12 protein-coding genes are annotated in these 13,353 nt (G+C 37.8%); all 12 read left to right on the top strand.

Annotated features, from left to right (window positions below; genetic code table 11):
• Positions 1–71: 71 nt before the first annotated feature.
• Positions 72–824: an SDR family NAD(P)-dependent oxidoreductase gene (locus ACE199_RS00845; protein WP_375348209.1), complete on the top strand. Its 753-nt coding sequence runs from the start codon at positions 72–74 to the stop codon at positions 822–824.
• A gap of 203 nt (positions 825–1,027) precedes the next feature.
• Positions 1,028–4,063, top strand: coding sequence for an efflux RND transporter permease subunit (locus ACE199_RS00850; protein WP_375348210.1), 3,036 nt, complete (start codon positions 1,028–1,030; stop codon positions 4,061–4,063).
• 202 nt (positions 4,064–4,265) lie between these two features.
• Positions 4,266–5,267, top strand: coding sequence for an LCP family protein (locus tag ACE199_RS00855; RefSeq protein WP_375348211.1), 1,002 nt, complete (start codon positions 4,266–4,268; stop codon positions 5,265–5,267).
• Between the two features lie 198 nt (positions 5,268–5,465).
• Positions 5,466–6,038, top strand: coding sequence for a nitroreductase family protein (locus tag ACE199_RS00860; RefSeq protein WP_375348212.1), 573 nt, complete (start codon positions 5,466–5,468; stop codon positions 6,036–6,038).
• Between the two features lie 139 nt (positions 6,039–6,177).
• Positions 6,178–7,344, top strand: a complete 1,167-nt coding sequence (gene trpB, locus ACE199_RS00865) for a tryptophan synthase subunit beta (protein WP_375348213.1) — start codon at positions 6,178–6,180, stop codon at positions 7,342–7,344.
• Between the two features lie 547 nt (positions 7,345–7,891).
• Positions 7,892–9,226, top strand: coding sequence for a C40 family peptidase (locus ACE199_RS00870; RefSeq protein ID WP_375348214.1), 1,335 nt, complete (start codon positions 7,892–7,894; stop codon positions 9,224–9,226).
• A gap of 239 nt (positions 9,227–9,465) precedes the next feature.
• Positions 9,466–9,906 carry a hypothetical protein gene (locus ACE199_RS00875; protein WP_375348215.1) on the top strand — a complete coding sequence of 147 codons (441 nt, stop codon included), beginning with the start codon at positions 9,466–9,468 and terminating at the stop codon, positions 9,904–9,906.
• Positions 9,894–10,181 carry a YxcD family protein gene (locus ACE199_RS00880; RefSeq protein ID WP_375348217.1) on the top strand — a complete coding sequence of 96 codons (288 nt, stop codon included), beginning with the start codon at positions 9,894–9,896 and terminating at the stop codon, positions 10,179–10,181. Before ACE199_RS00875 ends, ACE199_RS00880 begins: the two co-directional genes overlap by 13 nt.
• A 266-nt stretch (positions 10,182–10,447) precedes the next feature.
• Positions 10,448–10,615 carry a YezD family protein gene (locus ACE199_RS00885; RefSeq protein ID WP_127759565.1) on the top strand — a complete coding sequence of 56 codons (168 nt, stop codon included), beginning with the start codon at positions 10,448–10,450 and terminating at the stop codon, positions 10,613–10,615.
• Between the two features lie 220 nt (positions 10,616–10,835).
• Positions 10,836–11,621 carry a serine hydrolase gene (locus ACE199_RS00890; RefSeq protein WP_375348218.1) on the top strand — a complete coding sequence of 262 codons (786 nt, stop codon included), beginning with the start codon at positions 10,836–10,838 and terminating at the stop codon, positions 11,619–11,621.
• A gap of 129 nt (positions 11,622–11,750) precedes the next feature.
• Positions 11,751–12,482 (top strand): AAA family ATPase, encoded by a 732-nt coding sequence (locus ACE199_RS00895; protein ID WP_375348219.1) that lies wholly within the window; start codon positions 11,751–11,753, stop codon positions 12,480–12,482.
• A 59-nt stretch (positions 12,483–12,541) separates the two neighbouring features.
• The gene (locus tag ACE199_RS00900) at positions 12,542–13,048 is read left to right on the top strand and encodes a GNAT family N-acetyltransferase (RefSeq protein WP_375348220.1); all 507 of its coding nucleotides are present in this window, start codon (positions 12,542–12,544) and stop codon (positions 13,046–13,048) included.
• Positions 13,049–13,353: the final 305 nt, after the last annotated feature.

The following is a 13,353-nucleotide window of genomic DNA, read 5'->3' on the forward strand; positions in this document are numbered from 1 at the left end:
GATTATAAGCTAAATTGGCATGATTCTACTTTTAAGACAGCCTCGTTCTATTTTTAGAAGGAGGTTACTCGATGAATAGCAGTTTACAAGGGAAAAATGTCTTAATTACCGGTGCTGCAAAAGGAATTGGTCGAGGAATTGCGTTAGCGGCTGCTAGTGAAGGGGCGAATATTGCGTTACATTACCGTGGATCTGAAGCAGAAGCTATGAAAACAGCGAAAGAAATCGAAGAACTTGGGGGAAAAGTAACTCTCGTACAAGGTGATCTTGCACGTTTAGAAGATATTAAGAGAATCAAAGAAACGCTTGATGAGAAGTTTGGCCATGTGGATTGTATTGTTAACAACGCTGGCTGGGCGCAAGTAAAATCGTTCTTTCAATATGAGCCAGAAGAATGGAAACGTGAAGTAGATATTTGTTTTTATGGTGTATTGAATTTAGTACATACGTTTATGCCTGCGATGATGGAGAACAATCAGGGGAAGTTTATTAATATTGTCGGGGATTCCGCAAGAACAGGGGATCGAAATTTAATTGTTTCAGCAGCTGCTAGAGGGGGAGCAATCAGTTTTTTAAAGTCACTAGCAATCGAAGCAGGTCGAAACAACGTGCAATGTAACACGGTTTCACTTGGACTCATTGACCAAGGTGAATTGAATTTTAATGAAGCAACACTCGCGAAGGTGGTCAAGCAGTATCCGCTCAAAAGACTTGGAAAAGTCGATGATGTAACGGGAATTATTTTATTTTTATTATCGGAATCAGCGGATTGGATTACCGGCCAGGTCATATCGGTAAATGGCGGGCATAGTATGTTGGGGTAATGAATGCATGAATAAGGGAAAAAGATGCGGCATACACTTCTTTTATTTGGTAGGGATTGATAATTGGACCATACCAAAGAATGAAGTGTTTTTTTCTGTGTTTACATAGAATTTATACTTCTTTACACATTTTAGTCGACCGTTTATGGTAATATTTAATATGGGATTATTTTATTAATTTTCCAATGATAGGGGATGTGTATGTGGAATTCTTCACAAAGTGGGCGTTTAAGAATAAAGCTGCTGTTTCGTTAGTAACTGTTTTTATTCTATTAATTGGGATGTTCAGCTATTTCAAATTGCCTATGGAATTTTTACCTTCCGCTGATAATCCACAAGTGACGATTGTCACAATGGGTCAGGGGACGGATGCAAAAACAATGGAAACGACCGTAACAGATCCGATTGAAAGGGCTGTTACAGGATTAAAAGGAAAGACCTCTGTCTATTCTGTGACGGGGGACGGCTTTTCAAAAGTTGATTTATTCTTTGAAGCAGGATCGGATATGAAACAAGCAAAGCTGGATGTCCAAGAAGCTTTAGGGAATGTAGCTCTGCCTCAACAGATGTCAAAGCCTACAGTTACCCAGCTTAATACATCGATGATTCCAATTTCATTTATCGCTGTAACATTTAAAGATGGATTAACAGCGGAAAACTTAGATTTTGTTCAGGAGGAGCTCGAGCCTTTATATAAAGATATTAAAGGAGTTTCCGATGTTCAAACATTTGGTGCTGCGGAGTCCGTTCTTTCCGTTAAAGTGAACAATAAACAATTAGCGAAAAAGAACGTATCGATTGAACAGATTATGGGAGTTCTGAACGGGCAAAATACGGCTCTAGCTGTTGGAGAAAACGTCATTGACGGGAAGACAAGTAATATTAAAGTAATTGGAGATGTAACAAGCGTTGCCAAGCTAAAAGCACTAAGGGTCAAACCAAGGGTTACGCTCGGTCAAGTGGCGGAGGTTGAAGAAGTAAAAAACGACAATCTTATTAGCCGATTTAATGGAGAAGACAGCATTGATATGAGCATTGTTAAGGACGGTCAGTCAAATGCTGTAACCATTAGCCGTGAAGTAGAAAAGATCACAAAAGAAATTAATGACAAGTACCCTGATCAGCAATCGACGATTTATTTATCTACAGCTGATATGGTAGAAACGTCTGTTCAGACGATGGTGAAAGAAGTATTGCTTGGTGCATTGTTTGCTACGATTGTGATTATGGTCTTTTTACGAAATGTACGCTCAACTTTTATTACAATCGTTTCGATTCCGCTGTCCCTTGGTTTAACCCTCTTCTTGTTATCCTTATCGGGTGTAACCTTAAATATTTTAACACTGGGCGGTGTCGCTGTAGCAATCGGTCGCTTAGTGGATGATAGCATTGTGGTTATTGAGAATATTTTCCGGAAAATGCAGCAAGAGAAGTTTTCTCCTCAATTAGTGATGGATGCTACGAAAGAAGTAGGTGTGGCGATTACAGCTTCTACTCTTACAACTGTCGCTGTTTTCTTGCCGGTTGCTTTATTGAATGGAGGGCTTCAAGAGTTCCTGCTGCCTTTTGCTTTAACGGTTACGTATTCTTTACTTGCTTCGTTACTTGTCGCGTTAACGGTTGTTCCGCTTATGAGTGCAGGACTGCTAAGGAAAACGAAGCTTCCTAAACACCGACCGGCCAAGCGTTTTACAAAGGTTGTGACGTGGTCATTGAATCATAAATGGGTTGTCCTTCTGATTTCCTTCTTATTGTTTATCAGTTCTATTGCTACATACTTTGCGATGCCTAAAGGAGCGGTGGACAATTCGACAGCTGATTATGTATCAGTAACGCTCGCTTATCCAAATGATCAGCCATTTGATGAAGTAAAAGATAAAGCAATTGAACTCGAAGAAACGATTCAAGATATGAATGAAGTCGATGATGTGTTTATGCAATTAGGAGTCTCCGCTGAAGCCGCTCAATATGGTGCGGTGACATCACCTACAGAAGCGACTTTTGGTATTTTAGTAAAAGATAAAGAGCAGATTGATACAATCTTAGAAAAAATCGAGCAGCAAAAAGAGCATTATCCTGATGCGAAGCTTGAAGCGAGTGCCGCTTCCTTTATGATGGGAGCAGGGCAAACGAATATTACGATCGATGTAATCGGGAATAATGTGGAGGAGCTCGAAGGAACAGCTAATCAAATTAAAGATCAAATTCAAGATATTGAAGGTGTAGAAGAAGTTACAACGAATCAAGATGAAAAGAAAACCATCTACTCATTCAAGGTCAATTCATCTAGAGGAAATACAGAGCAAATTGCTCAACAACTCGGTGTAATGCTGAATAGAACGCCTATCGGCCATATTACGCTGGAGGAACAGTTAACACCTGTGTACCTTGAACCAATCTTAAATCCGAAAACACCAGAGGATTTAAAGGATATTCCGGTTATGACAGCGTCTGGTTTAGTACCTGTATCAAAAGTTGCTTCATTAAAGAGTGAAGAAAGTACAACGAATCTGTTTCATAAAGACGGTGAAACATATCTTCAAGTAACAGCAACAGTTGATCCAGCTAAACTCTCTGATATTGCAAGCAAAGTAAATCTTGAGATATTTGGAGATAAAGAGAATAAAGGTCTCGATATTCCGAAAGATGTAGAGGTGTATGTTGGGGGAGCAAGCGTACAGCAAGCCGATGATTTTACTGATTTGTTTGTTACGATGTTCATTTCGATTGGTATTGTTTTTCTGATTATGGTAATTACATTTAAGTCCATGAGAGCGCCGATTGCGATTCTATTTTCATTGCCGTTCGCTGCGATTGGTGCCGTCTTAGGGCTGTTAATTAGCCGTATTCCGGTCGATATGACAGCACTTTTAGGGGCGCTTATGTTAATTGGTATTGTCGTGACAAATGCAATTGTCTTGTTAGACCGAGTGAAACAAAATGAACAACATATGATTATTCGTGATGCGATTGTTGAAGCGTCAGCAACAAGATTCCGTCCAATTGTGATGACGGCTGTAGCCACGATTTGTGCGATGCTTCCTCTTTTATACAAAAAAGCGGAAACAGGAAGCTTAGTTTCCCAAAGCTTAGCCATCGTTGTTATTGGCGGTTTAGCTGTTTCTACATTACTCACTCTCATTGTTATTCCATGTATATATGAATTGTTGTATTTTAAAAAGTCAAAAAAACAAAGAAGGAAAGCGAAAGTCTTTGCTGAAGAACGTGTTGATATGTAAAGCAGGTAAAAAAGTTTGTAGAGAAATTTGTCTCTACAAACTTTTTTTATAGAATTATAAAGTGAAACGGGGGCCTCATTGCCCGTTAAATGTAGGATAAAATGTTAAGAGTTTCTAAAGTTTTTAAAGTTATAGTGACGAAATTTTCTTTTTATTCGATAATATAGAAAAATAAAAGTTATACATAGAAGAAGGAGCATATATGGAAGAGATGGTGAAGCGTTCTAACAAGAAAAGAACGAAAAAATTTGGAAAACTTAAGCTTTTTGTATTAGTTATATTACTGATTCCTTTAGGACTGCTTGGTTATGGGTATTTTCAGTATTATGATGCGAAAACAAAAGCGGAAAGTGCACTCGGTTCTGCTCATAAAAAAGAAGAAATAGAATTTAATGGCGAGAAACATGAACAAGATAAAGTTCATATTTTATTAATCGGAGTGGATAAAAGAAAAGGACAAGTGCAATCCAATTCGGATACGATTATGATTGCTCAGTTTGATCCGAAAAATCAAAAAGTTAAACTAGCTACATTAATGAGAGATATGTATGTTCCAATTCCAGGTTATAGCGATTCCTACAAAATCAATGCAGCTAATTTCTTAGGTGGTCCTGAGTTAGTTAGAAAAACGATCAAAGAAAACTTTGGAATTGATACAGAGTATTTTGTGATGGTTGATTTTAAGGGATTTGAAACGATTATCGATACATTAAACCCCGATGGCATAGAAATTGATGTAGAAAAGTCCATGAGTAAGGGGATTGGAGTTAGTTTAGTCGAAGGAACACAGAAATTAAATGGAAAAGAACTGCTTGGATATGCTCGTTATAGACAGGATAGCGAATCAGATTTTGGCAGAACGAGACGTCAGCAACAAGTGATAAAAGTATTATTGGATGAAGTCGTGAGTACAAACGGAATCTCAAATGCTCCAAGATTACTAGGGGTCGTCCAACCGTATATTTCTACTAATATTAGCAGTGTGGATAGCTTAAGTTTAATTAAAGAAGTGTTATCTAACCGGCCTGAATCTGTAGACACTTTAACGATTCCAGTTCAGGGTTCGTACACCGATGAACGAGTTGAGGGGAAAAATGGCGGTCATAGTCAGCTTGTGCTGCAAATCGATGAAGCAGTCAATCGTCAAGCGCTGCATGATTTTCTGCTGAATGAATCAGATGATAAGGTCGCTCAATCTCACTAATTATAGCGTGTGAATTGGAAATCATATATTTGTTTGGTAATATTTATTTTGAAGCAGTTAGTTTTACATCTTCATTATGTTTATCCAACATTTAACGGGCAGTAAGCCTCCCGCCTCAAATTTATGAGGAAACAAGGAAGATAGGTAAGCTTTCACCAATCAGGTTTGTACGGTCACTTTATAAGGAGTGTTGAAAAAATGGATGTTATTACAGCGATTAAAACGAGAAGAAGTATCGGGGTTGTGAAGCCAGATCCAGTACCAAAAGAATCAGTTGAAGCTATTTTAGAAGCGGGAACATGGGCCCCTTGTCATCATCGAACAGAACCGTGGCGTTTTTTCGTTTTAACAGGCGATGGTCGAAATCGTTTAGGAAACCTTTTCGCTCAAATGACACAAGCAAAAATGGAGGAACCTCTAAGTGAGGAAGACCAAAAAAGATTAGAACGTGAGAAAAATAAGCCGTTGCGAGCACCTGTGATTATTACAGTAGCGGTCGAACCTTCAGATCAGAGTAAAGTGCTTCTTCAAGAGGAATTTGCTGCGGTGCATGCGGCTGTTCAAAATATGCTGCTAACTGCACACGCTTTAGGATTGGGAGCGGTTTGGAGAACAGGTGATATTTGTTATGCACCGGAAGTGAAGGAGTTTTTTGGACTTACAGGAAAATCAGAAGTCGTTGGCTTTCTGTATATTGGCTATTCCGATATACAGAAGGAATTAAAAGGGAAGAGAAAGCACTTTTCTGAAGTGACACAGTGGATGGATTGAATGACGGGAGGAACCTAAACGTGAAATAGGCGTTTAGGTTTTTCTGTTCTATTTTCACGAGAGAATTATTTCAATATTTCAATATTAATGGACACTTGTTATAATAGATGAAACGTATGATAAAGGAGTAGAGTTTAGAATGACGAGTAATAGTGTAGAAAGTAAAGGATACTTTGGAGAGTTTGGCGGCAGCTATATACCAGAAAATCTTCAAAAAGTAATGGATGTAATAGAAGAACAATTTTTGAAATATAAGGATGACCCACAGTTTTTGGCTGAATATCAATATTATTTAAAAGAATATATCGGTCGTGAAAATCCATTAACATATGCGAAAAACTTAACCGAACAAATTGGCGGGGCGAAAATCTATTTAAAACGTGAAGATTTAAATCATACAGGCGCTCATAAGATTAATAATGCAATCGGCCAAATTTTATTAGCGAAAAAGATGGGAGCTAAACGTGTGATCGCTGAGACAGGTGCAGGTCAACACGGAGTGGCTACCGCTACCGCTTGTGCGATGTTTGGCTTGGAATGTGTCATTTATATGGGAAAAGTCGATACGGAACGACAAGCACTAAATGTATTCCGAATGGAATTACTAGGTGCTAAAGTTGTAGCAGTCGATAAGGGACAAGGTCGCTTGAAAGAAGCGGTCGATGAAGCGTTAAATGATTTAGTTCAAAACTACGAAAATACGTTTTATTTATTAGGATCAGCTGTAGGACCTCATCCATATCCAACGATGGTGAAGCATTTCCAAGCAGTCATTAGTGAAGAGTCTAAACGTCAAATTCTTGAAAAAGAAGGAAAGCTACCGACCGCTATCGTAGCATGTGCAGGCGGAGGAAGCAATGCCATTGGTTCATTCGCTCATTATATTGATGAACCAAACGTTCGGTTAATCGGTTGTGAACCAGCAGAAGCACCAAGTATTTCAGAAGGTGTTCCAGCGGTTATACATGGTTTTAAATGTTTAACGTTGTTAGATGAAGAAGGAAATCCGAAGCCTACTTTCTCGATTGCAGCAGGATTAGATTATCCGGGTGTAGGTCCAGAACATAGTTATTTAAAAGTAAGCGGTCGAGGGGAATATGTAACGGTTACAGGGCAGGAAGCATTAGATGCATTCCAGCTTCTTTCTAAAACGGAGGGAATTATTCCAGCGTTAGAAAGTTCTCATGCTGTTGCTCATGCGATTAAATTAGCGAAAGAATTGTCAAGTGATGATGTGATTGTCGTAACGTTATCAGGTCGTGGTGATAAAGACGTGGAGCAAGTATTCCGCATGCTGCAAAAGTAAAGGAAATACGAGATAAGACTCTTGCCATATCGGTGAGAGTCTTATTTTTTTAGAAAGCGCTGTTTCCCATAAAATAAGACAAAATTCAACAGTGTCGTATCACCTAGTCTTTTTTCTATAGTTCAACAGGAAATAAATGGCGTCTTATTTTATTTGTAATGTTATTGTAATATTAAATCTATTTAATGGTAATTGAGGGTTTTTAGTTCATTTTCATCGTTAACTTAGGCTTATGTTTGTATAGATTTTGTCATAATATAGGATTTTCTAGCTACCTAAGACGAAGAAATAAGTCGAAAAATAGGAGTTTATGTTTAAAATGAAATATAATTGTAATATGAATAACACAACTTTGATAAATTATGATGTTATACTTCAATGTAGGAAAAAGTTATTTGATTATGTTTATTATTCCATTACAAACTTACATACGAGATTAATGCATTAAGAACATATAAAAATTTCTAAGCTATTCATAACAAATAAGATTCATAGAGCGCAAAGAATCTGTTACTAGATAGCTAGGGAAGAAAGCAGGGGAACGAGTTTGAAGAAAAAATTTATCGCATTAAATACATCTATTATGATCGGACTAGGAAGTTTATTTTCAATTCCAGCAGTACAAGCAGAAAGCATTTCAAATATTGAGTCTGAACGTACAGGGATCCAAGAAGAAATTGCTGAAGCACAGAAACTTATTAAAGAACTAAATGCAGAGCAAGCAAAGCTGAAAAAACAAATTGAACAAGTTGAACAAGCTATTAAAGAAAACAACGCAAAGATTACAAAAACGAAAGAGCAAATTAAAGAAACACAAGCAGACGTAGATGCACTGAAAAAGTCCATTGCAGCATTGGAAGAACGAATTGCAAATCGTGAAGAAGTTCTTAAAGAACGTGCTCTTTCATTCCAAGAAAGCGGCGGCGATGTCAACTATGTGGAAGTATTATTTGGGGCAACAGACTTCAGTGATTTCGTAGGTCGCGTTCAAGCGGTAGCGACAATGGCTCAAGCAGACCGTGATATTTTAGCTCAGCAAGAAGCGGATAAAGCTGAATTAGAAGATAAGAAAGAAGCAGTTGAGAAGAAATTATCTAACTTAAAAAGCATGAAGGTTGAGTTAGAAGGAATGCAGGTTCAAATTGAATCTCAGAAGAAACAAAGTGAAAGAGCCATGGCGAAGTTAGAGGCAAAAGAAGCAACAACGGAACAGCTTCAAGAAGGCCTAGAGAAAAAGGACGCTAACCTTGAAGCGCAAATTGCTTCTATTCTTGAAGAAAGAAGACAAGAAGCAAAACGTAAAGCAGCAGAAGAACAAACTTTACAACAAGCAGCAAGAGAAGCGCAGCAATCAACACAATCATCAACATCTAACAATAGCTCTTCAACATCATCGGCAAACGATAAATCTGATACATCTGATAAATCGAAATCAACTGAATCAACTGAACCAAAAGCTGCTGCACCAAAAGCTGCTGCACCTAAACCAAGCAGTGCTAACACAGGTTCAGCGATTACAGCAGGATACAAGTATATCGGGAACTCTACTTATAAATTTGGCGGCGGTAGAACGGCATCAGATATTGCGAACGGTTTATTCGATTGTTCTGCTTTCGTATCTTGGGCATATCGTCAAGCTGGTGTGAGCCTTCCAGCACATACAGATGCTTTAGCGGCGTCTGGAACAAAAATTTCAGCAAGCCAAATGCAGCCAGGAGATTTAGTATTCTTTGATACGTATAAAAGAAATGGACATGTTGGTATTTATGTAGGCGGCGGTAAATTCATCGGTTCTCAAAGCTCTACAGGTGTAGCTATTGCGAATATGAGCAGCGGTTACTGGGCTGACACATTCAAGGGATATGTTGTACGTGTAAACTAATAAGTATAGAGGGAATAAGCAGAGGGTACATTCTCTGCTTATTTTTCTATGAAATGCTATTTTGGTAATATTTTCAACAAAACTATTTTTGAAAAAATAAAAGAAAAAAATGAAACTTATTTTGTTCTATATCGTAAATACTATAAAGTATAAGATGAAAGGTGCTGGGAAAATTCGTATAGGACAATAAGGTACATTTACTAAAAAATGAAACATATATCAAGGAGGAACTTACTTACATGAAAAAATTATTGGCAGCTGTATTAACTGCAATTCTGGTGTTAGCACCTGTTGGAAGCTTTGTATTCCAAGAGAGCGCAACAACGGTTGATGCAAAATCCTACAAATCAGGAAAGAAAAGCTTTAATACTAATAGAAACAGCAATATCCAAAATAATAATATAAACAAATCTGATGCGACAACAACGAATAAAGCAAAGACGAACACTACTAATAAAGGCGGCTTTATGTCTGGCGGACTTATGAAAGGTCTTATGTTAGGTGGACTTGCTGGATTATTATTTGGAAGCTTATTTGCGAATATGGGTGTATTAGGATCAATTCTTGGTTTCTTAATTAATGTAATTGCAATCGTAGCTATCATTGTCATCATTCGTAAAATCTTCGTTTACTTCAAGGATAAAAAGAAAAAAGAGGATACTAATCCGTGGAGAAATTAATCATTCCAGAACAAGATATTATTAATGCGCTATGTGTGTATATTTCTCGTAAAAAACAAGTTCAACCTCAAGATGTTGAAGTAGAATTGATGTATGATGATGAGTATGGATTTTCTGCTGAAGTGTATTGGGAAGGGCGTAAGCAAGTTCTAATTACAGTGAACTTAATTGAAGCACTTCGTTTATGGCTTGATGAATTTTTAAACCGAGATCCTTATTCCGGAATTGAGCTAGTGCTTGATGATGAAGAAGGAATTATAGCTGTTATTAACTGAAAAAAAGGATGTACCTATTTTGATGGGTGCATCCTTTTTGTTTACATACCCCATTCTAGTGGAGGAAATTAGGAATGGTGGAAAAGTTTTAAAAGTGAATTGACAAATTTATCTTGCTGTATTATATTTAATTCATAGTTTTTTAATATGTTTAATGTGATAACTGTGAAAAATGTTGTACTATTTTGATAAATTGATAATGTCTATAAGTGAAACAGTAGAATACAAGAAGCAGGTGTGAATTCATGATTATAGGGGGGCTTCGTATGAGCAAGTTAGAAGAGCAGCAATTACAATATATTTTATCCAGTTTGCAAAATATCCAGTATGGTTCAGTAGTTATTACGGTACATAACGGCGAAATCACACAAGTCGATACAACGGAAAAGAAGCGGTTTCCACTTTTAAAAAGTCATACTGCCAAAGCCAAATAGAATAAATCAATGGGAAACTAAAGCATCACAAAGTATAGGGTGGTGCTTTTATTTATTTTTCATATTGCTATATATAATACGGTCAATTATTCAACAAGTTCTCCATATCTTGAACTGCTATGAATGGATAGGTCTATAAGTTCTCACTCTTTCCGTGATAGAATAAAGAGAAGAGGTGAGCAGGGGTTCACCTCGATAATGGGAAAAAAGGGGGATTTGTATGACTTTACAATCAATTGAACCAAAAATTTTAGAGCTTATTGAAACATTTGATGGGCGAATCGCGTACAAAATTGAAAACGATCGCGGAGAGTCTATTTCTTATCACGAACATGAAGCGTTTCAATCCGCAAGCTTAATTAAAATCCCGATGATTATTGAAGGGTATCGTCAAGCTGAGAACAAAGATATCTATTTAAATCAGCCGTTAACGATTCCACGCAATGAGGTCACTCGCGGGTCTGGTGTACTCCATACTTTGTCCGATAAGGTATTTTTAACAGTTGAAGATTTATTAACGCTCATGATTACAATTTCGGATAACACCTCTACGAATATGATGATGACGTTGCTTACTTTTGAGAAGATTAATCAATGTATTCAAGAGCTAGGATTGGAAAATACCGTTCTAGAACGAAGAATGTTTGATTTTAAGGCGTTAAAGGAAGGGCGCGACAATACGATGTCAGCCTCGGACACGGTACGATGCTTAAAAGCGATACATACGGGTAATTTTTTAACAAAAGCCAGTCAAGAAAGGATTCTAGACATCTTTGAACAGCAGCAATTTAAGGAACGCCTTCCTGCTATGATGGGAAAAGGTGTGAAAGTGGCTAATAAAACGGGCAGTCTTCGTGGAGTCATGCATGATGCGGCCATTATTCGCTCTGAAACGGAAACGGTTTACGCGGCTGTTTTAACGGAAGATATGGCGTCAGAAGAGGAAAGCCGTCAGATTATTAGTAAGATTGGCAAGTTGATTTATGATGAAATGGTAAGCTCTTAACTTTATATTGGAATGAAAAGAGGCCGTCCCAAGCTTTAAACTTGGGACGGTTTTTAAAAATAATACAAAGAGTGGAAATATAAGGAAGGTGATTACAATTAGTTGAAATATGATAAAGGAGGGTAGCCGATGTTTTTAAAGAAAATCACTATGCTTCAAGAGAAAGTGGCTGGGGATCAGTATCCATTTTCAATTCCAGCGATTCGGTCATTATCTGAATTAAAAATTGAAAAGCCGGTCACCTTTTTTGTTGGCGAAAATGGCTCAGGGAAATCCACTTTATTAGAAGCGATTGCCGTTAATGCTGGTTTTCATGCTGCTGGCGGCGGGCGGAACAATATATATGATGTACATGCAGCACAAGCTGATTTGCGAGATTATATTCGGCTTTCGTGGCTGCCGAAAATTACGAATGGCTTTTTCCTGCGAGCGGAATCATTCTACCAGTTTGCTTCTCATATTGATGAATTAGCAAAGGAGCATCCTAGTATTTATCAGAGCTACGGGGGACAATCTCTGCATGAGCAATCACATGGCGAATCGTTTCTATCTTTATTTACAAATCGATTTAATGAAAATGCGATTTACTTTTTAGATGAACCAGAGGCGGCACTATCACCAGCAAGACAACTAGCCCTTCTTCGCGTTATGCACGATTTAATGACGAAAGGGAATGTTCAATTTATTATTGCCACGCATTCTCCTATTTTACTCGGCTATCCGGATGCGCAAATTCTGAGCTTTGATCATGGGAAAATTAAAGAAGTAGATTATGAGAGTACGGAGCATTATCAAATAACGAAGTATTTTTTACAGCATCGGGAGAAAATGCTGATGGAGCTGTTTATGGAGGAAGATTAAAAAAGAGCTTGCAGAATTGATTCGCAACATATTTGTGTAGAACAAGAGGGGGAATTTACATGGTAAAAATTCGTAAGGCTTTCAGTGATGAAGTAGAAATGATTCGACAGCAAAGAATAGAGGCATATGAAGAACATGCACAGAGCATCCCAGAAGGACATTGGGAGGCTCTAAAGAAATCTATCGCGTCAAATGCCGATGAACAGAAGGATGTTGAACTTCTAGTTGCTGAATTAGATGGGGCAGTGGTAGGCAGTGTTGCTCTGTTTCCTGCGAAATCAGATGCCTATAAAGGACTTGTTGATATGTTAGATTACCCTGAAATAAGAATGCTGGCAGTCACACCACAGTCACGAGGAAGAGGTGTTGCTGAGGCATTAATAAAAGAATGTATTCGTCGAACAAAAGTAACGGGTTCAGAGTATATCGGCTTACATACGGCAGACTTTATGAAATCTGCTATGCGGCTGTATGAACGTATGGGCTTTGTACGCATGCCGCAATTTGACTTTCAACCTGCGGATGACGGAATTATTGTAAAGGCATATCAATTATCTATTGAATGAAGAATATGGTAAAAGAAACAGCCCCTGTTTCCTAGTATATAGAAACATGGGGCTGATGAATGTAATCATATGTTTAATGTTAAAACGCCCAATCTTCATTACGGAAGACAGGTTCAGCAGTACCGTCAGCTAGAATGCCGTCGATGTTAGCTGGAAACGTTGATATATAAGGGTTTTATGATTTTTGAACAAGAGGATAAAAATGGATAAGTGTTAGAAAAAACGCTTTTTTGTGACCACTGCGTGACCAGAAAAAGTATAGTTATAAAATCAACCTAAACAGTTAATAAAGTTCCCTTAGAATC

It is taken from the genome of Peribacillus sp. Hz7 (genome assembly GCF_042136355.1).
Taxonomy (GTDB): domain Bacteria; phylum Bacillota; class Bacilli; order Bacillales; family DSM-1321; genus Peribacillus; species Peribacillus asahii_A.